Origin of the sequence: Enterobacter sp. CM29, assembly GCF_013179605.1 — a bacterium.
Taxonomy (GTDB): Bacteria; Pseudomonadota; Gammaproteobacteria; order Enterobacterales; family Enterobacteriaceae; genus Enterobacter; species Enterobacter intestinihominis.
The window spans coordinates 1-21,610 of record NZ_JABMCU010000062.1; the positions used below are offsets into that span (position 1 = coordinate 1).

The following is a 21,610-nucleotide window of genomic DNA, read 5'->3' on the forward strand; positions in this document are numbered from 1 at the left end:
CAAAGATGGCCTGAAGCCGTTAGAAGATGCGCTGACCGACCGCATCAGTATCTTTGCAGGGCAGTCTGGCGTGGGTAAATCGAGCCTGCTTAACAACCTGCTCGGCCTTCAGCAAGAAATCCTGACCAACGATGTGTCGGACGTCTCCGGGCTGGGCCAGCACACCACCACCGCCTCACGTCTCTATCACTTCCCGCACGGCGGCGATGTGATTGACTCCCCGGGTGTGCGTGAATTTGGTCTCTGGCATCTCGAGCCGGAACAAATCTTTAACGGATTTGTCGAATTCCATGACTATATAGGCGCTTGCAAATACCGCGACTGTAAACATGACAACGATCCGGGCTGCGCCATCCGCGAAGCGGTGGAGAACGGTGAAATAGCGGAAACCCGTTTCGAAAATTACCATCGTATTCTCGAAAGCATGGACCAGGTAAAAACGCGTAAAAACTTTTCTGATTCTGATAACTGACAACTAAGCTAAGCGTCGCTAAAATCGTCCCCTTTTTTCAGGTTCCGGCAGCGTACTGCCGGATCAGGAACGACAAAACAATGGCCTGGAGGCTACCTTGTTAAACTCATTTAAACTTTCGCTTCAATACATTCTGCCTAAACTGTGGCTCACTCGCCTGGCGGGCTGGGGCGCGAGCAAACGAGCGGGCTGGCTGACCAAACTGGTCATCGACCTGTTCGTGAAATACTACAAGGTCGACATGAAAGAAGCGCAGAAGCCGGATACGGCAAGCTACCGCACCTTCAACGAATTTTTTGTGCGTCCGCTGCGCGACGAAGTGCGCCCGCTGAATACCGACCCGAACGTGCTGGTGATGCCTGCTGACGGCGTGATCAGCCAGCTGGGTAAAATTGAAGACGACAAAATTTTGCAGGCGAAAGGCCATAACTACAGCCTGGAAGCGCTGCTGGCCGGTAACTACATAATGGCGGATCTGTTCCGCAACGGGACTTTCGCGACCACCTATCTCTCCCCACGCGACTACCACCGCGTTCATATGCCGTGTAACGGCATCCTGCGCGAGATGATCTACGTGCCGGGGGATCTGTTCTCTGTAAACCACCTGACGGCGCAAAATGTCCCTAACCTGTTTGCCCGTAACGAGCGCGTCATCTGCCTGTTTGATACTGAATTTGGCCCAATGGCGCAGATTCTGGTAGGTGCTACCATTGTGGGCAGCATCGAAACCGTCTGGGCGGGCACCATTACGCCACCACGCGAAGGCGTGATCAAGCGCTGGACCTGGCCTGCCGGGGAAGAAGAAGGTTCTGTGGCCCTGCTGAAAGGTCAGGAGATGGGCCGCTTCAAGCTGGGCTCAACGGTAATCAACCTGTTCGCACCGGGCAAAGTTAACCTGGTCGACGAGCTGGAAAGCCTGTCCGTGACCAAACTCGGCCAGCCTCTGGCAGTATCGACGGAGGTCTTTGCAACGCCAGACGTTGCGCCAGCCCCGTTGCCGGAAGAAGAGATCAAAGCCGAGCACGATGCCAGCCCGCTGGTTGACGACAAAAAAGACGAAGGTTAACAACAGAAGGATCGCTGACGTGCGCCCGATTATCGTATTACTGATGGCCTGGTGCCTCAGCATGGGGGCGTACGCAGCGACGGCCCCCGACGCCAAACAGATAACCCAGGAGCTGGAGCAGGCAAAAGCGGCGAAACCCGCTCAGCCGGAGGCCGTTGAGTCGCTCCAGTCTGCACTGAACGCACTTGAGGAACGAAAGGGTTCTCTTGAGCGCGCCCAGCAATATCAGCAGGTTATCGACAACTTCCCCAAACTCTCTCAGACCCTGCGCTCGCAGTTAAATAGCCTGCGTGATGAACCACGCCAGGTACCCGCAGGGATGACGTCCGAGGCGCTGAATCAGGAGATCCTGCAAGTCAGCAGCCAGCTGCTGGAAAAAAGCCGTCTGGCACAGCAGGAGCAGGAACGGGCGCGTGAAATTGCCGACTCTCTCAGTCAGCTTCCACAGCAGCAAACCGATGCCCGCCGTCAGTTAAATGAGGTGGAACGCCGCATTGGGACGCAGACCGGCAACACCCCGCAGAATCAGGCCCAAAATCTTGGGCTACAGGCGGAATCCGCCAGACTAAAAGCGCTGGTTGATGAACTGGAGCTGGCACAGCTTTCTGCTAACAACCGCCAGGAGCTGTCGCGGATGCGTTCGGAACTGGCGCAGAAGCAGAGCGAACAGCTGGATGCGTATCTCCAGGCGCTGAGAAATCAACTCAACAGCCAGCGTCAGCGTGAAGCTGAACGTGCGCTGGAAAGCACCGAGTTGTTGGCCGAAAACAGCGCTAACCTGCCCGACAGCATCGTCGCCCAGTTTAAGGTTAACCGCGAGCTTTCTGCCGCGCTGAATCAGCAGGCGCAGCGCATGGATTTGGTGGCCTCGCAGCAGCGTCAGGCCACTAATCAAACCCTCCAGGTTCGTCAGGCTCTCAACACGCTGCGTGAACAGTCCCAGTGGCTTGGCTCATCTAACCTGTTGGGCGAAGCGTTACGCGCACAGGTGGCTCGTCTGCCAGAGATGCCAAAACCGCAGCAGCTTGATACGGAGATGGCGCAGCTGCGCGTTCAGCGTCTTCATTATGAAGACCTTCTTAATAAGCAGCCGCAAATCCGCCAAATCCGTCAGGCTGACGGACAGCCGCTCACCGGCGAGCAAAGCCGTATTCTGGAAGCGCAGCTGCGCACCCAACGCGAACTGCTCAATTCCCTGTTGCAGGGGGGCGATACGCTGATCCTCGAGCTCACCAAGCTGAAAGTCTCAAACAGCCAGCTGGAGGACGCGCTGAAAGAGGTCAACGAAGCCACGCACCGTTACCTGTTCTGGACATCCGACGTGCGGCCGATGACCTTCGCCTGGCCGATTGAGATCGTGCAGGATCTGCGCCGCCTCATTTCGCTGGACACCTTCAGCCAGCTGGGTCTCGCCAGCGTGATGATGCTCACCAGTAAGGAGACCATCTTCCCGCTGCTGGGGGCACTGATTCTGGTGGGTTTCAGTATTTATTCCCGTCGCCACTTCACCCGTTTCCTTGAGCGCTCCAGCGCCCGGGTGGGGAAAGTGACACAGGATCACTTCTGGCTGACGCTGCGTACAGTGTTCTGGTCAATTCTGGTCGCGTCTCCGCTGCCGGTGCTGTGGATGACGCTCGGATACGGCCTGCGTGAAGCCTGGCCCTATCCGCTTGCCGTCGCAATTGGCGATGGCGTGACCGCCACCGTTCCGCTGCTGTGGGTGGTGATGATTTGCGCCACGTTTGCGCGGCCAAATGGTCTGTTCATCGCTCACTTTGGCTGGCCGCGTAATCGCGTGGCGCGGGCGATGCGCTATTACCTGATGAGCATCGGGCTGATTGTGCCGCTAATTATGGCGCTGATCATGTTCGATAATCTCAATGACCGGGAGTTCTCCGGCTCGCTGGGACGGCTGTGCTTTATGCTTATCTGCGGGGCATTAGCGGTAGTGACGCTCAGCCTGAAGCGCGCCGGGATCCCGCTCTATCTCGACAAGTCCGGCAGTGGCGATAACATGTTTAACCGTCTGCTGTGGAACCTGCTGCTTAGCGCGCCGCTGGCGGCGATGCTGGCGGCGGCTGTCGGTTATCTCGCCACATCGCAAGCGCTGCTCGCACGACTGGAAACGTCAGTAGCTATCTGGTTCCTGCTGCTGGTGGTCTACCATGTTATTCGCCGCGGCATGCTGATCCAGCGTCGTCGTCTGGCGTTTGACCGTGCCAAACATCGTCGCGCAGAAATACTGGCTCAGCGCGCGCGGGGTGAGGAAGAGCCGAACCACGTCAACAGCACCGAAGGGACTTCAGACGCCGATGACGTCGAACTGGATCTCGATGCGATCAGTACCCAGTCCCTGCGGCTGGTACGCTCAATTCTGATGCTGGTTGCCCTGCTGTCGGTGATCTTCCTGTGGTCGGAAATCCACTCTGCGTTTGGCTTCCTGGAGAACATCTCTTTGTGGGATGTGACGTCGACGGTGCAGGGGGTCGAAAGCCTGGAGCCCATCACCTTAGGGGCCGTGCTGATTGCGATTCTGGTACTCATTATCACCACGCAGCTGATCCGTAACTTCCCTGCCCTGCTGGAGCTGGCGCTGTTGCAGCATCTGGATTTAACCCCCGGCACAGGCTATGCGATCACCACCATTACCAAGTATTTAATCATGCTGTTTGGTGGGCTGGTTGGCTTCTCGATGATTGGTATCGAATGGTCAAAACTGCAATGGCTGGTTGCCGCCCTGACCGTAGGCCTGGGCTTTGGTTTACAGGAGATCTTTGCCAACTTCGTCTCGGGTCTGATCATTCTGTTTGAAAAGCCGATTCGAATTGGCGATACGGTGACCATCCGCGATCTGACCGGCAGCGTCACCAGGATCAACACCCGCGCCACCACCATCAGCGACTGGGACCGTAAAGAGATCATCGTCCCGAACAAAGCGTTTATCACCGAGCAGTTTATCAACTGGTCGCTGTCTGACTCCGTCACGCGTGTGGTGCTGACCGTACCCGCTCCGTCGGATGCCAACAGCGAAGAGGTGACGCAGATCCTGTATACGGCTGCTGAACGCTGTTCGCTGGTAATCGACAACCCGCCGCCGGAAGTCTTCCTGGTTGATTTGCAGCAGGGGATCCAGATTTTCGAGCTGCGTATCTACGCCGCCGAGATGGGACACCGTATGCCGCTGCGACATGAGATCCACCAGCTGATCCTGGCTGGCTTCCGCGAGCACGGAATTGATATGCCGTTCCCACCTTTCCAGATGCGTCTGGAAACGCTGGACGGACGTAAGACGGGAAGAACGTTGTCATCTGCGGCGCGTTCGCGCCCGGCGGGAAGTTTATAATCCATTTCCCCCTCCCTTCCGGGAGGGGTTTTTTCATCCGCTATGCCACTTCTGCCACGCAGGTCATCATGCGGCGGCGGTAGTTCTCATAAATCCCCATTGCCAGCAGCGAGAAGAAGATCGGTCCGCCAACCATCCACAGCGTGCTGCTCCAGTCATTTGCCTCAACCACGGGCTGAATGACGGTAAAGATGTTGGCGAACGCGACGACCAGCACCACAACAGTGGTCGCCAGCAGCGTCGCCACGCGGGTTTTGAAGATCACAAACGGTCGCTCCAGATCCCGCTTCGCCTTAAAGAACGGGAACGCCAGCGCCAGGAATAGGTACGGAAGCGTCATCGATACGTTTGCCATCAGGGTCAGCTTGTTATAGAACGCCGACGCGGTATCGCCGCCAAAGGACACCAGCAGAATGAACACGCACACCAGCAGGCACTGCATCCACATCGCGTTGGCAGGCATACCGGCAGCGTTCAGCTGCGTCATACGTGCAGGCCACAGCGCCTTTGGCGTCCCCTGAATAATCGCTTTCAGCGGCGAGTAGATCAGCGTGAAGAACGCGCCAGTATAGGCGAGGAACATCGACAAACCGGTAATCCGCGCAAACCAGATCCCCAGGGTGGCCGACGTTTCCGGCGCGAGATCCATGGCGTTGCCCAGCGTCACCCCCAGGCTTTTCATCAACACGTAGGTAATGTTGCCGAGGTTGGTGGTGTTATTGCTCAGTACCTGCTGCCAGTTGGTGCTGACGCCCCAGAGGAAAATCGCCAGCGAGTAGCCAATGGAAATGACGATGGCGGCAAAGATAATGCCTTTGGCGAAGTTCTTTTCCGGGTTTTCGGTTTTATCGACCAGCCCGCCCACGGCTTCAATTCCACCGTAAGCAAAGATGGCAAACACCACGAAGGAGAGCATGGCCAGCCCGGACTGGTAACCCGGATTAGGCGATGAAACGAAGTTGACTTCCTGTGCGAAATGCCCGCCGTTCAGGCACAGAATAGCGATACTGACCAGCAGCAGCACCAGGTTCAGGCACATCACGGAAATTCCGCCAACGGCAGTGATACGGGCAATTTTGTTGATGCCTTTCGAGGCCACCCGCGTGACAACCACCATCCAGCACACCGCCAGAATACCGACCACCTGTGTGGAACTCAGCCCCGCCAGAGACCAGACCTGCGTTTTATCCGCACCGAAGAGAAACGTTGAGAACGGCACCCAGACCTTGGCCGCCGTGCTGACCATCCAGACGACATAGGATGAAAACCACATGAACGTACCGATAAACGCATAACGCGGACCGACGCTGTTGTTCATCCACGAATAGATGCCGCCTTCTTCTTTCCTGTACGCCGACCCCATCTCCGCCATCATTAGCGCAAACGGAATAAAGAAGAACAGCGCGGAAACGATATAAAACGGCGTCGCGCTGTAGCCCATCAGATAAAACGCGGACGGGCTATTGGCAAAGCCAAAGACTGACGTAAAAATCATCAGGATGAGCCCGGTAAGGGTCATTTTTTTGAGTGAGTGAGACATAGAACCATCCGAAACGGAATTAAACTGCGCGGATGGTAGCAGATGACCAGACAAATATTGTGGCTATCCGAGTCAAATTAAGAAAAAGACCCGTGCATAAAGAAGATAGTAGTTTTTAATGTGGCAGAGTTAAATGACCAAGTAGGCCGGGTAAGCGACAGCGCCACCCGGCAATCCTTTATGCGCGATCGACCGTAAAGGCAATCACATCGCCCAGTTGTTCTGCGCCCAGCGCCAGCATGACCAGGCGATCCACACCCAGCGCCACGCCGGAGCAGTCCGGCAAACCGGCTTTAAGCGCTTCCAGCAGGTTGGTGTCAATCGGCTGCTGCGGCAGACCGCGCGCGTTGCGCTTGCGGTTATCCTGCTCGAAACGCTGTTGCTGTTCGCGCGCGTCGGTCAGCTCATGGAAACCGTTCGCCAGCTCGATGCCTTTAAAGTACACCTCAAAGCGCTCCGCCACGCGGTGATCTTCGGTGCTGATCTGCGCCAGTGAAGCCTGGCTGGCCGGGAAGTGATAGACAAACGTCGGACGATCTTTGCCAATCTGCGGTTCAACACCAAAGGTGAACAGCAGTTGCAGCAGCGTGTCGCGATCCTCTTCGTTATCCGCCACGTTGCTCAGATCCAGTTTTGCCGCCACTTCACGCAGCTGTGTTTTATCAGCCGACAGCGGATCAATTTCCAGATGACGCTGGAAGGCCTGCTGATAGGAGAGCGTTTCAGCTTCCGCGCAATCCAGCACCTGTTGGAGCAGATCGTCGACTTCGTTCATCAGACGATACATGTCGTAGTGCGGGCGGTACCACTCCAGCATAGTGAATTCCGGATTATGGTGTCGGCCCATCTCTTCATTACGGAAGCTACGGCACAGCTGATAGACCGGACCACACCCGGCCGCCAGCAGACGCTTCATATGGTATTCCGGGCTGGTCATCAGATACAGATTCATGCCCTGAGAGTGGCCTGGGCCAACAAAACGGGTTTCAAACGGGACCAGATGAATATCCGTGACCGTCGCCTGACTCATGCACGGCGTTTCCACCTCCAGGACGCCGCGATCCGCAAAGAAGCGGCGGATCTCCGCCATAATTGCTGCGCGCTTTAGCAGGTTTGGAATGGATGCGCTCGGCTGCCAGGTGGCCGTTTCGCTCATGAGTTATTTCTCCGTTTTCAGACAAGGGCACGAAGTCTACTCGCAAGCCGGGGCAGAGACAAATTTTGCACAGTAAAAGCCCCTTTTCATTGCACAGAGAAATACTGTGACGCCATTCATTAATCACGATGATAAATCACCGCACAGAACAGCAAAAAAATCGAACACGTCAAATTTCCCTCACTTCTACGCGGTTATACTGTTTTACCCATAAAGGAGCAGTGGAATCGCTTCCGCAATCGTCCGTTCGGGCAGGTGAACGTCCTTTAGCTCATCACGTTGCGGGAAAACAAAAATCTGGAGGAATGTCGTGCAAACTTTTCAAGCCGATCTTGCCGTAATAGGCGCTGGCGGGGCTGGATTACGCGCTGCAATTGCTGCGGCACAAGCCAATCCGAACGCCAAAATCGCATTGATTTCAAAAGTCTATCCGATGCGCAGCCACACGGTAGCCGCAGAAGGAGGATCCGCCGCCGTCGCGCAGGATCATGACAGCTTCGAATACCATTTCCACGACACGGTTGCAGGGGGCGACTGGCTTTGCGAACAGGATGTCGTTGATTACTTCGTGCACCATTGCCCAACGGAAATGACCCAGCTGGAACAGTGGGGATGTCCATGGAGCCGCCGTCCGGACGGGAGCGTCAACGTCCGCCGCTTCGGTGGCATGAAGATCGAACGCACCTGGTTTGCCGCCGATAAGACCGGCTTCCACATGCTGCACACCCTGTTCCAGACCTCCCTCCAGTTCCCACAAATCCAGCGCTTTGACGAACATTTCGTTCTCGACATTCTGGTCGACGACGGTCATGCGCACGGACTGGTAGCAATGAACATGATGGAAGGCACGCTCGTCCAGATCCGCGCTAAGGCGGTGGTGATGGCAACGGGCGGTGCGGGCCGCGTATACCGATACAACACCAACGGCGGCATCGTCACCGGTGACGGTATGGGCATGGCGCTCAGCCACGGCGTCCCGCTGCGTGATATGGAGTTCGTCCAGTATCACCCAACCGGCCTGCCGGGCTCCGGTATTCTGATGACGGAAGGCTGCCGCGGCGAAGGCGGTATTCTGGTCAACAAAAACGGCTATCGCTATTTGCAGGATTACGGCATGGGTCCGGAAACCCCGCTTGGCGAGCCGAAAAACAAATACATGGAACTCGGCCCACGCGACAAAGTCTCTCAGGCTTTCTGGCACGAATGGCGCAAAGGCAACACCATCTCAACGCCGCGCGGCGACGTGGTACATCTCGACCTGCGTCATCTCGGCGAGAAGAAACTGCTGGAGCGTCTGCCGTTTATCTGCGAGCTGGCAAAAGCCTATGTGGGCGTCGACCCGGTGAAAGAGCCGATCCCGGTGCGTCCAACCGCGCACTACACCATGGGCGGTATCGAAACCGACCAGCAGTGCGAAACCCGCATCAAAGGGCTGTTTGCGGTGGGTGAGTGTTCCTCCGTCGGTCTGCACGGCGCAAACCGTCTGGGCTCGAACTCGCTGGCTGAGCTGGTGGTCTTTGGTCGCATGGCGGGCGAACGCGCGATGGAGCGTGCCGCAACGGCAGGTGAAGCTAACAGCGCGGCGCTGGATGCGCAGGTTGCAGACATCGAAAAACGCCTGAAAGGCCTGGTGAACCAGGAAGGTAACGAAAACTGGTCGAAGATCCGCGACGAAATGGGGCTGTCGATGGAAGAAGGCTGCGGGATCTACCGTACGCCAGAGCTGATGCAGAAAACCGTCGACAAGCTGGCGGAACTCCAGGAACGCTTCAAGCGCGTGCGCATCACCGACACCTCCAGCGTCTTCAATACCGACCTGCTCTATACCATTGAACTGGGCCACGGCCTGAACGTCGCAGAGTGTATGGCCCATTCCGCCCTGGCGCGTAAAGAGTCCCGCGGCGCACACCAGCGCCTGGATGAGGGCTGCACCGAACGTGACGACGTCAATTTCCTTAAACATACTCTCGCCTGGCGCGATGCGGATGGTACCACCCGTCTGGACTACAGCGACGTGAAAATCACTACGCTGCCACCGGCGAAACGCGTGTACGGTGCAGAAGCAGAAGCCGCCGATAAGAAGGAGAAGGCGAATGGCTGAGATGCAAAAACTGAAAGTTGAAGTGGTGCGCTACAACCCGGAAGTGGACGCCGCGCCGCACAGCGCTTTCTATGAAGTCCCTTACGACGAGCAAACCTCCCTGCTGGATGCGCTCGGCTATATCAAAGATAACCTGGCCCCGGACCTGAGCTACCGCTGGTCCTGCCGCATGGCAATCTGCGGCTCCTGCGGCATGATGGTCAACAAAGTGCCGAAGCTGGCGTGTAAAACTTTCCTGCGTGATTACACCAAAGGCATCAAGGTTGAAGCGCTGGGCAACTTCCCGATTGAGCGCGATCTGGTGGTCGACATGACCCACTTTATCGAAAGCCTCGAAGCGATTAAGCCGTACATCATCGGCAACCCGCGCACGCCGGATCAGGGGCCAAACACCCAAACGCCCGCGCAGATGGCGAAATACCATCAGTTTTCCGGCTGCATCAACTGCGGCCTGTGCTACGCCGCCTGTCCACAGTTTGGCCTGAACCCTGAGTTTATCGGCCCGGCCGCCATTACTCTGGCGCACCGCTATAACGAGGACAGCCGCGACCACGGCAAAAAAGAACGTATGGCACAGCTTAACGGCCAGAACGGGGTCTGGACCTGCACGTTTGTCGGTTACTGCTCCGAAGTCTGTCCGAAGCATGTCGACCCGGCCGCCGCTATTCAGCAGGGAAAAGTGGAAAGTTCGAAAGACTTTCTTATCGCTACCCTGAAACCACGCTAAGGAGTGCATGATGACGACTAAACGCAAAGCCTACGTGCGACCAATGCCGTCCACCTGGTGGAAAAAACTGCCGTTTTATCGCTTCTATATGCTGCGTGAAGGCACGGCTGTTCCCGCGGTCTGGTTCAGCCTCGAACTGATGTACGGGGTGTATGCCCTCAAGCACGGCCCGGAAGCCTGGGCCAGTTTTGTGGGTTTCCTGCAAAACCCAATCATCGTGGTTCTGAATCTGATTGTGCTCGCAGCCGCGCTACTGCATACCAAAACCTGGTTTGAACTGGCGCCAAAAGCAGCGAACATCATTGTAAAAGGCGAAAAAATGGGGCCAGAGCCGGTTATTAAAGGGCTCTGGGCAGTGACGGCAGTTGTCTCTGTGGTCATTCTGTTTGTCGCATTGTTCTGGTAAGGAGACTACTGTGATCAATCCAAATCCAAAACGTTCAGATGAGCCGGTCTTCTGGGGGCTGTTTGGCGCAGGCGGCATGTGGAGCGCCATTATTGCCCCGGTCATTATCCTGCTGGTCGGTATTATGCTGCCGCTGGGGCTGTTTCCGGGCGATGCGCTGAGCTATGAGCGCGTACTGGCCTTTGCGAGCAGCTTTATTGGCCGGGTGTTCATCTTCCTGATGATCGTCCTGCCGCTGTGGTGTGGTCTGCACCGTATCCACCATGCGATGCACGATCTGAAAATCCATGTGCCAAGCGGTAAATGGGTCTTCTACGGTCTGGCAACCATTCTGACGGTCGTCACGTTGATTGCCGTGGTCACCATCTGACTGAACAGGCCCGCCATCCGGCGGGCTTTTTACTTTTTCATCTTCTCCACCAGCCACCGGGAAAATTCGCGCATGGCAGGCGTTTCTGCCCGGGACTGCAATCGGGTCAGCCAGTAACTGCCGAGTTCAATCTGCGTTGCAAAGGGCTGCACAATGCGCTCGCTGGCTAACAGATGGGTAAACATATCGACAGGCGCAATGGCAATACCTACCCCTGCCTGAGCGGCCTCCAGCATGGTCACGGACGAATCAAATACCATCACACGGTGCGTTGGCGAAGGGGGATGTTCGCCGGCCGCCTGCATCCACGCGGTCCACTCGTCGCGTCGGTAGGAGCGCAGCAGCGTAAACCTGAGGATGTCGGCCGGACTGTGCAGACTGGCGGCGATATCGGGCGTACACAGCGGCGCGAGCGGCGCATGACAAAGAAATTCAGCCTCGGTGCCATGCCACGCCCCGCCACCGTAGCGGATCGTATAGTCAAGCCCTTCGGCAGCCGGATCAACGCGGTTGTTATGGGTGGAAAGCTGAAGATCGATGTGCGGATAGCCACGGCGAAAATCGTCCAGCTGTGAGAATAAAACCCCGATGGCAAACGTACCCACCACGCCGATTTTCAGCTTCTCCTGCGCACGATGGTTAGCGAAGCGATCCAGCATTCCGGCTATACGATCGAACGAATCATTCAGTACCGGCAGTAAGTTTTCTCCCTCGGTAGTCAACATCAGCCCGCGCGACACGCGAACGAACAGCTGACAGTTCAGGTGCTGCTCCAGCGTTTTCACATGCTGGCTAATGGCTGAATGGGTCACGTTCAGCTCAATGGCCGCATGCGTAAAGCTGAGATGTCTCGCGGCGGCTTCAAAGGCTCGAAGCGAGTTGAGGGGGAGATAGCTTCGCGTCATGGTCTCTTCCGTTAGAAAAATTAACAGCTAATGCTAAATTTAACCGTTTGTCAGGCACAGTCAAATCCAACAGACTACGCCTGTCTGACGGGCCCGGACATCCCCTTGACTCGCTATTACGGAAGATTACTGATGATGAAAAAATCTCTTTGCTGCGCCCTGCTGCTCGGCATCTCTTGCTCTGCTCTCGCCGCGCCAGTGTCAGAAAAACAGCTGGCGGAGGTGGTCGCGAATACGGTTACCCCGCTGATGAAAGCCCAGTCGATTCCAGGCATGGCGGTGGCCGTTATTTATCAGGGTAAACCGCACTATTACACGTTTGGCAAAGCCGATATCGCGGCCAGCAAACCCGTTACGCCTCAGACTCTGTTCGAGCTGGGTTCTATAAGTAAAACCTTCACCGGGGTTTTAGGAGGGGATGCCATTGCTCGCGGTGAAATTTCGCTGGACGATCCGGTGACCAGATACTGGCCACAGCTAACGGGCAAGCAGTGGCAGGGGATTCGTATGCTGGATCTCGCAACCTACACCGCTGGCGGCCTGCCGCTACAGGTACCGGATGAGGTCACGGATAATGCCGCCCTGCTGCGCTTTTATCAAAACTGGCAGCCGCAGTGGAAGCCTGGCACAACGCGTCTTTACGCCAACGCCAGTATCGGTCTTTTTGGCGCGCTGGCGGTCAAACCTTCCGGCATGGGCTATGAGCAGGCCATGACGACGCGGGTCCTTAAGCCGCTCAAGCTGGACCATACCTGGATTAACGTTCCGAAAGCGGAAGAGGCGCATTACGCCTGGGGCTATCGTGACGGTAAAGCGGTGCGCGTTTCGCCGGGAATGCTGGATGCACAAGCCTATGGCGTGAAAACCAACGTGCAGGATATGGCGAACTGGGTCATGGCAAACATGGCGCCGGAGAAGGTTGCTGATGCCTCACTTAAGCAGGGCATCTCGCTGGCGCAGTCGCGCTACTGGCGTATCGGGTCAATGTATCAGGGTCTGGGCTGGGAGATGCTCAACTGGCCCGTGGAGGCCAACACGGTGATCGAGGGCAGCGACAGTAAGGTGGCGCTGGCACCGCTGCCCGTGGCAGAAGTGAATCCACCGGCTCCCCCGGTCAAAGCGTCCTGGGTCCATAAAACGGGCTCTACTGGCGGGTTTGGCAGCTACGTGGCCTTTATTCCTGAAAAGCAGATCGGTATTGTGATGCTCGCGAATAAAAGCTATCCGAACCCGGCACGCGTTGAGGCGGCATACCATATCCTCGACGCGCTACAGTAAAACATTGCGGGTGGCGCTGCGCTTACCCGGTCTACACAACGCATGAACTTTGTAGGCCGGGTAAGGCGAAGCCGCCACCCGGCAAAACACCCTGCACAATCTCCCGCATTTTCCCTGCTGTCATCTACACTTAACAAAAAACAGTAAGGAAACTCCTATGCGCATTCTGCCTGTTATTGCCGCAGTAACAGCCGCGTTTTTAGTGGTTGCTTGCAGTTCTCCTACTCCTCCGCCTGGCGTCACGGTAGTCAGTAATTTCGACGCACAGCGCTTCCTCGGCACCTGGTATGAAATCGCCCGACTGGACCATCAGTTCGAACGGGGCTTAGAAAAAGTCACGGTCAGCTACAGCGCGATGGATGACGGCGGGATCCGGGTCATTAACCGCGGCTATAACCCGGATCGCCAGATGTGGCAGCAGTCAGTTGGTCAGGTCTATTTCACCGGCGCATCTAACCGCGCGGCCATGAAAGCCTCTTTCATCGGCCCATACTACGGCGGGTATAACGTCATTGCGCTGGACAGAGAGTACCGCCACGCGCTGGTCTGTGGGCCGGATCGCAACTATCTGTGGCTCCTCTCACGCACGCCAACGATCTCGGCGGAAATGAAACAGCAGATGCTGGACATAGCGACCCGGCAAGGGTTTGATGTGACGAAGTTAATCTGGGTAAAACAGCCGCATTAGTGCGTACTGAGTTTTAACCCGATGATACCCGCGACAATCAACGCGAGGCTGGCGATGCGCGCCAGACTCGCAGACTCCCCCAGCAGCAGAATGCCGGTAATGGCAGCCCCTACCGCGCCAATTCCCGTCCAGACAGCGTAAGCTGTGCCGACGGGTAAGGTTCGCATCGCCCATGAAAGCATGACGATACTGACAATCATTGCGGCGATAGTGATGACGCTGGGCGTCAGGCGGGTAAAACCGTGGGTGTACTTCAGACCAATTGCCCATACCACTTCGAGCAAACCAGCAATAACAAGAACGATCCAGGACATTTCAGGCTCCTTAACTTAAAGGCAAGTTGGGGCCGTCCCCGATGAGTGAAGCGCTTACGGGTCGTCCCGCAAGGCAGAAGTTGCGCCTTATATTTTGGTTAGCGTGGAATTTTTTTTCAAACTTTTTCTGCTGAACACCTTAAAGCAAGAAATAGCCTCAGTAAGGCACGTAGTTCAGGCATTTATGACTCATCCGACTTCTCTATGATGATAGGCTTTCTGATGGCAGGAAGCCAAACCACTAGCCGACTGCGAAAATTTTATGTTCAAAATTCTTTTGATTGACCGTTGTCACTTCACCCGCGCGGGATTTGAAGCCTGGGTCAATCATTCAGACCTGTTTTCGGGTCATTTCGTCGTAACCGGGGTAAATAATCTTTTCCTCGCCAGAGAGCATATCCTGCAATGGAAACCTGCGCTGGTCATCGCTGATTTATCTGGCTTCCGGCAGGATTTACACCATTTTCAGCAGCTTTCCTCCCTGCTAATTGCCAGCGAAACACTGCCTTTTATTATGCTGCAATCAGGGCAGGAGCAGGAGATGACTGATTATCTGGCGCAGTTCCCGATATGGTCTTCGCTCTCCAAAAATACCGATCTGGAAGCACTGGCGGCGGTGATAAACGACGCGCTAACGTCATGCGCGAGCGCGGAGCTACCGAAAATGGCGGCACCGTTGCTGACGCGTCAGGAAGAAAGAGTTCTGACCTTGTGGATGGATGGTGCGAGCAACCAGAAAATTGCCAGCAATCTTCGCATTAACGGAAAAACGGTATACACGTACAAACGCAATATCCGCATGAAGCTGCATATGGATACGCGCTACTCGCCGTTTTTATCGCTACAGGAAGTGGAGAATTGACGGTACGGTGTAATAACTTGCCGTACCGTCGCTTACATTAGTTCTGAGCTTTAGTTGCTGCGCCAGAAATCGCGCTACCACCGTCGGAGATATCTTCCCCTACGCCACGGGTGGTGTTACATGCAGTCAGTACCGAAGAAAGCACCAGAACAGAAAAGATCGCTGCAATTGTTTTCTTAACCATAATATCTTCCTTTTATAGCCAAAGTTATTTTGTGTATAGCAACTTAAGAATAGACAAAATCTTGCCGTTTGACGGAAAAGGAAGAATTTTTAGGAAAATTAGACGGAATTAGCTGGCCGCATGGGAAATGATATGGCCGAGATCCTGGATATCTTCACCCACGCCACGCGCGGTGTTGCAGCCGGAGAGAATTGCGCTGGAGAGCGCTAACAGAAGCAGAATTTTAACGGTACGTTTCATCTTCCCTGCCTGCAAAATCAGGCGCAGCGGGCGCTGCGCCTTTAATCATGACGTAAATTACTTCACGCGGGATACGTATTCGCCGGAGCGGGTATCCACTTTGATCACTTCACCGATCTGTACGAACAGTGGCACTTTCACCACAGCGCCGGTAGACAGGGTGGCAGGCTTGCCGCCAGTACCTGCGGTATCACCTTTCAGACCTGGATCGGTTTCAACGATTTCCAGCTCAACGAAGTTCGGCGGCGTAACCGCGATAGGCTGACCGTTCCACAGGGTCACGATGCACTCAGCCTGATCCAGCAGCCACTTGGCGTTGTCGCCAATCGCTTTCGCGTCCGCAGACAGCTGCTCGAAGGTTTCGTTGTTCATGAAGTGCCAGAACTCACCGTCGTTGTACAGGTAAGTCAGGTTCATATCGACAACATCAGCGCCTTCAGCGGAGTCAGTAGATTTGAAGGTTTTCTCAACACGGGTACCGGTCAGCAGGCGGCGCAGCTTAACGCGCGCAAATGCCTGGCCTTTACCTGGTTTAACGAATTCGCTGGCTTCAACCGCGTACGGTTCGCCGTCCATCATGATTTTAAGACCAGCACGAAAATCGTTGCTATAGTACGTTGCCATAAGGCCCTCTAAATTTGTTAACTGGTAGCTAAGCCACAAAATGGCGCATATTGTAACCCTAAACACCCCGTCCAGAGAAGATTGGTTATCGCAACTTGCCGATGTAATCACCAGTCCTGATGAATTGCTGCGTCTTTTAGACCTCGAACAGCACGAAGCGTTGCGTGCAGGCCGTGAGGCGAAGCGCCTTTTCGCCCTGCGCGTTCCCCGCGCGTTTGTTGCCCGAATGGAAAAGGGTAACCCTGATGATCCATTATTAAAACAAACGCTGACCTCTCAGGATGAGTTTATTACCGCCCCCGGATACAGCACCGATCCGCTGGAAGAGCAGAACAGTGTTGTACCGGGTTTACTGCATAAATACCGCAATCGTGCCCTGCTGCTGGTTAAGGGCGGGTGCGCGGTAAATTGCCGCTATTGCTTCCGTCGCCACTTCCCGTACGCCGAAAATCAGGGTAATAAGCGCAACTGGCAGGTGGCGCTGGACTACATCGCAGCGCACCCGGAACTGGATGAAATCATCTTTTCCGGCGGCGACCCGCTGATGGCAAAAGATCATGAGCTGGACTGGCTGCTGACTCAACTTGAGACCATCCCGCACATTAAGCGTCTGCGCATTCACAGCCGTTTACCGATCGTCATCCCGGCGCGTATCACCGACGCCCTGGTCACACGCCTGGAGCAGTCCCGTTTACAGGTGCTGCTGGTAAACCATATTAACCATGCAAATGAAATTGACGCGGACTTTCGTGCGGCGATGACGCGTATGCGAATGGCAGGCGTGACGCTGCTCAACCAGAGCGTATTACTGCGCGGCGTGAACGACAGCGCCCACGTGTTGGCCGATCTCAGCAATGCCTTATTTGATGCGGGCGTAATGCCCTATTACCTGCATGTTCTGGATCGCGTCCAGGGCGCGGCGCACTTCATGGTGACGGATGAAGAGGCCCGGAAGATTATGCGCGAGCTGTTAACGCTGGTTTCAGGTTATATGGTGCCGAAGCTGGCACGTGAGATTGGCGGAGAGCCGAGTAAGACGCCGCTGGATTTGCAGCTGCGGCAGCAGTAAAAAAAGCAGGTGGCGCTACGCTTACCTGCCTACAGGTAAAGCGGCAGCGCCATCAAAATGTTATATCAGTTCGGGCACTTATAGACCTGGCCGTTCATCTGGCTGGCGGTTGGCACAAAGCTGGACAGCATACCCTGCGTCGGGCTGCTCACCCCGTAAATCACGTTGCCGCCCATTGCCGCAGCCTGATTACGCAGGGCATTGGCCGCACCGCGCATAGAGCCGCCCTCCTCGCCGTGCTGCCCTGACATCCAGTTGCTTTGCTCGCCAGAGGCGGTGCCTAACAGCTGGCATTCGCTGCCCGGCTTATCTTCCACAAAGCGAACGCTCTGGCCCGCTGCCGTCAGCTCATTGCTGGTGCTACAACCCGCCAGCAGCAATGCTGCACCTACAATCCCTGCACAGACTTTTATGCGCATGTTATTCCTCGTTTTCAATAAGCTGGACAGTAGTTGTCCGCGTGTAAACCTTATACTAAAAAGATGACCAAAAGAAAAATGCTGAGCATTTCTGCGAGCCAGATTCCGCTGGCACTCCTCCGACATCTTAAATGAATTCTGATAATAACCTTTGGGATATCGTGTTTTAGCCCCCGATCGTTTTTAGTGATGCGACGTAGAACTTTTGTACGGGACTAAAAAAAAGGGGGTTTCATGAGTGCATCATCCTCAGGAGAGGAAAAAGTAACCTGGGTGGGCTATCTGGCGTTCGTGCTCACCATCGTATTTTTCTCAGGTTTTTTCGCCAAAAGTACTGAATGGTGGCGCGTGCTGGATTTTACCGTCCTGAACGGCAGCTTTGGACCGGTGAACGGCGCCCTAACGTTTCGCGGCGAGGGTGGCACAGGAGCGAAAGACGGTTTTTTGTTTGCCCTTGAACTGGCGCCCTCGGTCATTTTATCGCTCGGGATCATTGCCGTTACCGAGGGGCTGGGCGGGCTGCGCGCCGCACAACAGCTCATGACGCCCATTCTGCGCCCGCTGCTCGGCGTGCCGGGCATCTGCTCTCTGGCGCTTATCGCCAACCTGCAAAATACCGATGCAGCCGCAGGGATGACCAAAGAGTTGACCGACGAAGGGGCGATTACTGACCATGAACGCGCCATTTTCGCCACCTTCCAGACCAGCGGTAGCGCCATTATTACCAACTATTTTTCTTCCGGTGCCGCACTTTTTACCTTTATTACCGTCCCGGTGATCGCGCCGCTTGCCGTCATTCTGGTGTTCAAATTCGTTGGCGCGAACTTCCTGCGACTGTGGATCGCCCACATGGAAGTTCGTCGCGTTCAGGAGGAAAAATGATCGCCCAGACGCGTAAAAATATCATGGACTTGTTTATCGATGGCGCCCGCCGCGGCTTTACCATCGCCACCACCAGCCTGCTGCCGAACGTGGTCATGGCGTTTGTCATCATTCAGGCGCTTAAGGTGACCGGCCTGCTGGATATTGTCGGCAGGGTATGCGAGCCCATCATGGCCCTGTGGGGGCTTCCGGGTGCGGCGGCAACGGTACTTCTGGCCTCGGTGATGAGCATGGGCGGCGGCGTGGGGGTTTGCGCCAGCCTGGTCGTCGCCGGCACGCTCAGCGGCCATGATGCCACCATCCTGCTGCCCGCCATCTACCTGATGGGCAATCCGGTGCAAAACACGGGCCGCTGCCTCGGCACCGCGGGCGTGAACCCGAAATATTACCCGCACATCATCGCTGTCTGCGTCATCAACGCCCTGCTCTCGATGTGGGTGATGCAGCTACTCTTCTGAGGAGATAAAAATGGATTTTTCAGTGCTGGAACCGCATCTCTTCCGCCATGCACATCTTGTTTGAGTAACGGCTCGACGGGCAATAAAAAACCCCGGGCATCGCTGCCCGGGGTTCATTCTGAGAGGTTCAGAACAACATGATTACATCATGCCGCCCATGCCACCCATGCCGCCCATACCACCAGCAGCACCTAAGTCAGGCGCGTCGCCTTTAGGCATGTCGGTTACCATGCATTCGGTCGTGATCATCAGGCCAGCTACAGATGCCGCGTACTGCAGAGCAGAACGGGTAACTTTAGTTGGGTCCAGGATACCGAAGTCGATCATGTTGCCGTATTCTTCAGTTGCTGCGTTGTAACCGTAGTTACCTTCGCCCGCTTTCACGTTGTTCGCAACTACTGATGGCTCTTCACCGGCGTTGGACACGATCTGACGCAGAGGGGCTTCCATTGCGCGAAGCGCAACTTTGATACCTACGTTCTGGTCTTCGTTCTGAGCGGTCAGGCCAGCCAGTTTAGCGGCTACACGCACCAGCGCGACACCACCACCAGCAACTACGCCTTCTTCTACCGCAGCACGGGTCGCATGCAGGGCATCGTCAACGCGTGCTTTCTTCTCTTTCATTTCAACTTCGGTCGCAGCACCAACTTTGATTACCGCAACGCCGCCTGCCAGTTTCGCTACGCGCTCCTGCAGTTTTTCACGGTCGTAATCGGAAGTTGCTTCTTCGATCTGCTTACGGATCTGACCAACACGGCCCTGAATAGCGGCTTCTTCACCCACACCGTCGATGATGGTGGTAGTGTCTTTGTTGATCACAACGCGTTTCGCCTGGCCCAGGTCTTCCAGGGTCGCTTTTTCCAGCTCCATACCAATCTCTTCGGAGATCACGGTACCGCCGGTCAGGGTAGCGATATCCTGCAGCATCGCCTTACGACGATCGCCGAAGCCAGGTGCTTTAACCGCTGCCACTTTCACGATGCCACGCATGGTGTTAACCACCAGAGTCGCCAGCGCTTCGCCTTCAACGTCTTCAGCAATGATTACCAGCGGCTTGCCTGCTTTCGCAACGGCTTCCAGCACTGGCAGCATTTCGCGGATGTTGGAGATTTTCTTGTCAGCCAGCAGGATGAACGGGCTTTCCAGCTCAACAGCGCCAGTTTCTGGCTTGTTGATGAAGTATGGGGACAGGTAACCGCGGTCGAACTGCATACCTTCAACCACATCCAGTTCGTCTTCCAGACCAGTACCGTCTTCAACGGTGATCACGCCTTCTTTACCGACTTTATCCATCGCTTCAGCGATCAGTTTACCTACGGTTTCGTCGGAGTTAGCGGAGATAGTACCAACCTGAGCAATGGCTTTAGAGTCAGAGCACGGTACGGACAGCGCTTTCAGCTCTTCAACAGCAGAGGCGACAGCTTTGTCGATACCACGTTTCAGATCCATTGGGTTCATGCCCGCAGCAACGGCTTTCAGGCCTTCGGTGATGATCGCCTGCGCCAGTACGGTCGCGGTGGTGGTACCGTCACCAGCAGCGTCGTTCGCTTTAGAGGCAACTTCTTTCACCATCTGTGCGCCCATGTTTTCGAACTTGTCTTCCAGCTCGATTTCACGTGCAACAGAAACACCATCTTTAGTGATGGTTGGCGCGCCGAAGGATTTGTCCAGCACGACGTTACGGCCTTTCGGGCCCAGAGTGACTTTCACTGCGTCTGCCAGTACGTTTACGCCGCGGAGCATTTTTACACGAGCGTCGTTACCGAATTTTACGTCTTTAGCTGCCATGTTCTTATTTCCTCAAATTCGTACAGTTTCGTGCGTTAATTACGCTTCAACAATTGCCAGAATGTCGCTCTCGGACATGATCAACACTTCTTCATTGTCGATCTTCTCGGATTTCACGCCGTAGCCATCGTTGAAAATGACGATGTCACCAACTTTAACGTCCAGTGGCTGCACAGTTCCGTTTTCCAGGATGCGGCCCTTACCGACAGCGATGATTTCGCCACGCGTTGATTTTGCTGCTGCTGAACCGGTCAGAACGATGCCGCCAGCAGACTTGGTTTCAACTTCTTTACGTTTGACGATCACACGATCATGTAACGGACGAATACTCATTGATAGCTCTCCTTTGAGAAAGTCATTATCAGTTATGGATGACGCCGGTCCGCATGCGGTTTTCCGGCTAGTGCCCTGAGAGATGGGGATAGCTTTTTACCCCTTCAAGGGGTAATCGAAAAAAAATTTGCGAAAGTGTTACCATCCACTCTCTTTTGATGGTGGCGGGACGAGGTAAATGAGTGGACTCAGGCAGGAGTTGGGGCTGGCGCAGGGCATTGGCTTACTCTCAACGTCTTTGTTAGGCACGGGCGTTTTTGCGGTTCCCGCGCTGGCGGCGTTGGTTGCCGGCAATAACAGTCTTTGGGCATGGCCGGTGCTGATCGTGCTGGTGTTTCCTGTGGCGATTGTCTTTGCCATACTCGGGCGGCACTTCCCGAGCGCA

The 21,610-nt window shown here is 55.5% G+C and carries 23 protein-coding genes and 1 pseudogene; 14 read left to right on the top strand and 10 right to left on the bottom strand.

Annotated elements, in window-relative coordinates:
- The 3 genes from rsgA to mscM all read left to right on the top strand — a co-directional run.
- On the top strand, positions 1 to 472 hold a 472-nt coding region (gene rsgA / locus HP459_RS10015; RefSeq protein ID WP_171936169.1), incomplete at its 5' end, for a ribosome small subunit-dependent GTPase A.
- 97 nt (positions 473 to 569) lie between these two features.
- Positions 570 to 1,538 carry an archaetidylserine decarboxylase gene (gene asd, locus HP459_RS10020; protein WP_022646813.1) on the top strand — a complete coding sequence of 323 codons (969 nt, stop codon included), beginning with the start codon at positions 570 to 572 and terminating at the stop codon, positions 1,536 to 1,538.
- A 19-nt stretch (positions 1,539 to 1,557) separates the two neighbouring features.
- Complete coding sequence (gene mscM, locus HP459_RS10025; protein WP_163347284.1) at positions 1,558 to 4,881, top strand: miniconductance mechanosensitive channel MscM; 3,324 nt, start codon at positions 1,558 to 1,560, stop codon at positions 4,879 to 4,881.
- 40 nt (positions 4,882 to 4,921) lie between these two features.
- On the opposite strand, the gene yjeM is transcribed toward mscM, so the two are convergent.
- Both yjeM and epmA read right to left on the bottom strand, forming a co-directional pair.
- Complete coding sequence (gene yjeM / locus HP459_RS10030; protein WP_032625184.1) at positions 4,922 to 6,421, bottom strand: glutamate/gamma-aminobutyrate family transporter YjeM; 1,500 nt, start codon at positions 6,419 to 6,421, stop codon at positions 4,922 to 4,924.
- A 178-nt stretch (positions 6,422 to 6,599) separates the two neighbouring features.
- The gene (epmA, locus tag HP459_RS10035) at positions 6,600 to 7,577 is read right to left on the bottom strand and encodes an elongation factor P--(R)-beta-lysine ligase (RefSeq protein ID WP_003855960.1); all 978 of its coding nucleotides are present in this window, start codon (positions 7,575 to 7,577) and stop codon (positions 6,600 to 6,602) included.
- 310 nt (positions 7,578 to 7,887) lie between these two features.
- Here epmA and frdA point away from each other — a divergent pair, with 310 nt between their 5' ends.
- The 4 genes from frdA to frdD are packed head-to-tail and all read left to right on the top strand — an operon-like array spanning position 7,888 to position 11,181.
- Entirely contained in the window at positions 7,888 to 9,678 is a 1,791-nt protein-coding gene (gene frdA, locus HP459_RS10040) for a fumarate reductase (quinol) flavoprotein subunit (protein WP_023305293.1), read from the top strand.
- Positions 9,671 to 10,405, top strand: a complete 735-nt coding sequence (locus HP459_RS10045; RefSeq protein ID WP_022646809.1) for a succinate dehydrogenase/fumarate reductase iron-sulfur subunit — start codon at positions 9,671 to 9,673, stop codon at positions 10,403 to 10,405. The genes frdA and HP459_RS10045 overlap by 8 nt, the downstream gene beginning before the upstream one ends.
- Positions 10,406 to 10,415: 10 nt before the next feature.
- Positions 10,416 to 10,811, top strand: coding sequence for a fumarate reductase subunit FrdC (gene frdC, locus HP459_RS10050; protein WP_003855953.1), 396 nt, complete (start codon positions 10,416 to 10,418; stop codon positions 10,809 to 10,811).
- 10 nt (positions 10,812 to 10,821) lie between these two features.
- Entirely contained in the window at positions 10,822 to 11,181 is a 360-nt protein-coding gene (frdD, locus tag HP459_RS10055) for a fumarate reductase subunit FrdD (RefSeq protein WP_000609653.1), read from the top strand.
- A gap of 29 nt (positions 11,182 to 11,210) precedes the next feature.
- Here the strand turns inward: frdD and ampR are convergent, their stop codons facing one another.
- The gene (gene ampR, locus HP459_RS10060; protein WP_038415122.1) at positions 11,211 to 12,086 is read right to left on the bottom strand and encodes a LysR family transcriptional regulator AmpR; all 876 of its coding nucleotides are present in this window, start codon (positions 12,084 to 12,086) and stop codon (positions 11,211 to 11,213) included.
- 132 nt (positions 12,087 to 12,218) lie between these two features.
- Here ampR and HP459_RS10065 point away from each other — a divergent pair, with 132 nt between their 5' ends.
- The gene (locus tag HP459_RS10065) at positions 12,219 to 13,364 is read left to right on the top strand and encodes a cephalosporin-hydrolyzing class C beta-lactamase ACT-47 (protein WP_045309142.1); all 1,146 of its coding nucleotides are present in this window, start codon (positions 12,219 to 12,221) and stop codon (positions 13,362 to 13,364) included.
- A gap of 157 nt (positions 13,365 to 13,521) precedes the next feature.
- Positions 13,522 to 14,052, top strand: coding sequence for a lipocalin family protein (locus HP459_RS10070; RefSeq protein ID WP_171936170.1), 531 nt, complete (start codon positions 13,522 to 13,524; stop codon positions 14,050 to 14,052).
- Here HP459_RS10070 and sugE read toward each other — a convergent pair.
- Entirely contained in the window at positions 14,049 to 14,366 is a 318-nt protein-coding gene (gene sugE, locus HP459_RS10075; protein WP_015572453.1) for a quaternary ammonium compound efflux SMR transporter SugE, read from the bottom strand. The genes HP459_RS10070 and sugE overlap by 4 nt on opposite strands.
- A 262-nt stretch (positions 14,367 to 14,628) precedes the next feature.
- Between sugE and HP459_RS10080 the strand changes: the two genes are divergently transcribed.
- Entirely contained in the window at positions 14,629 to 15,228 is a 600-nt protein-coding gene (locus HP459_RS10080; protein ID WP_023299123.1) for a LuxR C-terminal-related transcriptional regulator, read from the top strand.
- Positions 15,229 to 15,265: 37 nt separating this feature from the next.
- Here HP459_RS10080 and ecnB read toward each other — a convergent pair whose 3' ends face one another.
- The 3 genes from ecnB to efp all read right to left on the bottom strand — a co-directional run bounded on the left by ecnB (position 15,266) and on the right by efp (position 16,276).
- Positions 15,266 to 15,412 (bottom strand): lipoprotein toxin entericidin B, encoded by a 147-nt coding sequence (gene ecnB / locus HP459_RS10085; protein WP_006178941.1) that lies wholly within the window; start codon positions 15,410 to 15,412, stop codon positions 15,266 to 15,268.
- A 108-nt stretch (positions 15,413 to 15,520) separates the two neighbouring features.
- Positions 15,521 to 15,652: an entericidin A/B family lipoprotein gene (locus HP459_RS10090; protein ID WP_006810410.1), complete on the bottom strand. Its 132-nt coding sequence runs from the start codon at positions 15,650 to 15,652 to the stop codon at positions 15,521 to 15,523.
- 57 nt (positions 15,653 to 15,709) lie between these two features.
- Positions 15,710 to 16,276 (bottom strand): elongation factor P, encoded by a 567-nt coding sequence (gene efp, locus HP459_RS10095; RefSeq protein ID WP_003855940.1) that lies wholly within the window; start codon positions 16,274 to 16,276, stop codon positions 15,710 to 15,712.
- A gap of 40 nt (positions 16,277 to 16,316) precedes the next feature.
- Between efp and epmB the strand changes: the two genes are divergently transcribed.
- Complete coding sequence (gene epmB / locus HP459_RS10100; protein WP_022646803.1) at positions 16,317 to 17,345, top strand: EF-P beta-lysylation protein EpmB; 1,029 nt, start codon at positions 16,317 to 16,319, stop codon at positions 17,343 to 17,345.
- A gap of 65 nt (positions 17,346 to 17,410) precedes the next feature.
- On the opposite strand, the gene HP459_RS10105 is transcribed toward epmB, so the two are convergent.
- On the bottom strand, positions 17,411 to 17,764 hold the full coding sequence (locus HP459_RS10105; protein WP_022646802.1) for a DUF4156 domain-containing protein: 354 nt from the start codon (positions 17,762 to 17,764) through the stop codon (positions 17,411 to 17,413).
- 234 nt (positions 17,765 to 17,998) lie between these two features.
- On the opposite strand from HP459_RS10105, the gene HP459_RS10110 reads away from it, so the two are divergent.
- Both HP459_RS10110 and HP459_RS10115 read left to right on the top strand, forming a co-directional pair.
- Entirely contained in the window at positions 17,999 to 18,646 is a 648-nt protein-coding gene (locus tag HP459_RS10110) for a nucleoside recognition domain-containing protein (protein WP_038415111.1), read from the top strand.
- Positions 18,643 to 19,104, top strand: coding sequence for a YjiG family protein (locus HP459_RS10115; protein ID WP_022646800.1), 462 nt, complete (start codon positions 18,643 to 18,645; stop codon positions 19,102 to 19,104). The genes HP459_RS10110 and HP459_RS10115 overlap by 4 nt, the downstream gene beginning before the upstream one ends.
- Before the next feature lie 141 nt (positions 19,105 to 19,245).
- On the opposite strand, the gene groL is transcribed toward HP459_RS10115, so the two are convergent.
- The gene (groL, locus tag HP459_RS10120) at positions 19,246 to 20,892 is read right to left on the bottom strand and encodes a chaperonin GroEL (RefSeq protein ID WP_006810416.1); all 1,647 of its coding nucleotides are present in this window, start codon (positions 20,890 to 20,892) and stop codon (positions 19,246 to 19,248) included.
- Positions 20,893 to 20,931: 39 nt separating this feature from the next.
- Complete coding sequence (locus HP459_RS10125) at positions 20,932 to 21,225, bottom strand: co-chaperone GroES (protein ID WP_003855929.1); 294 nt, start codon at positions 21,223 to 21,225, stop codon at positions 20,932 to 20,934.
- Between the two features lie 178 nt (positions 21,226 to 21,403).
- On the opposite strand from HP459_RS10125, the pseudogene HP459_RS10130 reads away from it, so the two are divergent.
- A pseudogene (locus HP459_RS10130) lies at positions 21,404 to 21,610 on the top strand (L-methionine/branched-chain amino acid transporter); the annotation flags it as partial.

Excerpts from the sequence above, each read along its gene's own strand:
- yjeM (WP_032625184.1), bottom strand. The coding sequence starts at position 6,421 with ATGTCTCACTCACTCAAAAAAATGACCCTTACCGGGCTCATCCTGATG.
- epmA (WP_003855960.1), bottom strand. The coding sequence starts at position 7,577 with ATGAGCGAAACGGCCACCTGGCAGCCGAGCGCATCCATTCCAAACCTG.
- HP459_RS10045 (WP_022646809.1), top strand. The coding sequence starts at position 9,671 with ATGGCTGAGATGCAAAAACTGAAAGTTGAAGTGGTGCGCTACAACCCG.
- frdC (WP_003855953.1), top strand. The coding sequence starts at position 10,416 with ATGACGACTAAACGCAAAGCCTACGTGCGACCAATGCCGTCCACCTGG.
- ampR (WP_038415122.1), bottom strand. The coding sequence starts at position 12,086 with ATGACGCGAAGCTATCTCCCCCTCAACTCGCTTCGAGCCTTTGAAGCC.
- HP459_RS10065 (WP_045309142.1), top strand. The coding sequence starts at position 12,219 with ATGATGAAAAAATCTCTTTGCTGCGCCCTGCTGCTCGGCATCTCTTGC.
- HP459_RS10070 (WP_171936170.1), top strand. The coding sequence starts at position 13,522 with ATGCGCATTCTGCCTGTTATTGCCGCAGTAACAGCCGCGTTTTTAGTG.
- sugE (WP_015572453.1), bottom strand. The coding sequence starts at position 14,366 with ATGTCCTGGATCGTTCTTGTTATTGCTGGTTTGCTCGAAGTGGTATGG.
- HP459_RS10080 (WP_023299123.1), top strand. The coding sequence starts at position 14,629 with ATGTTCAAAATTCTTTTGATTGACCGTTGTCACTTCACCCGCGCGGGA.
- ecnB (WP_006178941.1), bottom strand. The coding sequence starts at position 15,412 with ATGGTTAAGAAAACAATTGCAGCGATCTTTTCTGTTCTGGTGCTTTCT.
- HP459_RS10090 (WP_006810410.1), bottom strand. The coding sequence starts at position 15,652 with ATGAAACGTACCGTTAAAATTCTGCTTCTGTTAGCGCTCTCCAGCGCA.
- efp (WP_003855940.1), bottom strand. The coding sequence starts at position 16,276 with ATGGCAACGTACTATAGCAACGATTTTCGTGCTGGTCTTAAAATCATG.
- epmB (WP_022646803.1), top strand. The coding sequence starts at position 16,317 with ATGGCGCATATTGTAACCCTAAACACCCCGTCCAGAGAAGATTGGTTA.
- HP459_RS10105 (WP_022646802.1), bottom strand. The coding sequence starts at position 17,764 with ATGCGCATAAAAGTCTGTGCAGGGATTGTAGGTGCAGCATTGCTGCTG.
- HP459_RS10110 (WP_038415111.1), top strand. The coding sequence starts at position 17,999 with ATGAGTGCATCATCCTCAGGAGAGGAAAAAGTAACCTGGGTGGGCTAT.
- HP459_RS10115 (WP_022646800.1), top strand. The coding sequence starts at position 18,643 with ATGATCGCCCAGACGCGTAAAAATATCATGGACTTGTTTATCGATGGC.
- groL (WP_006810416.1), bottom strand. The coding sequence starts at position 20,892 with ATGGCAGCTAAAGACGTAAAATTCGGTAACGACGCTCGTGTAAAAATG.
- HP459_RS10125 (WP_003855929.1), bottom strand. The coding sequence starts at position 21,225 with ATGAGTATTCGTCCGTTACATGATCGTGTGATCGTCAAACGTAAAGAA.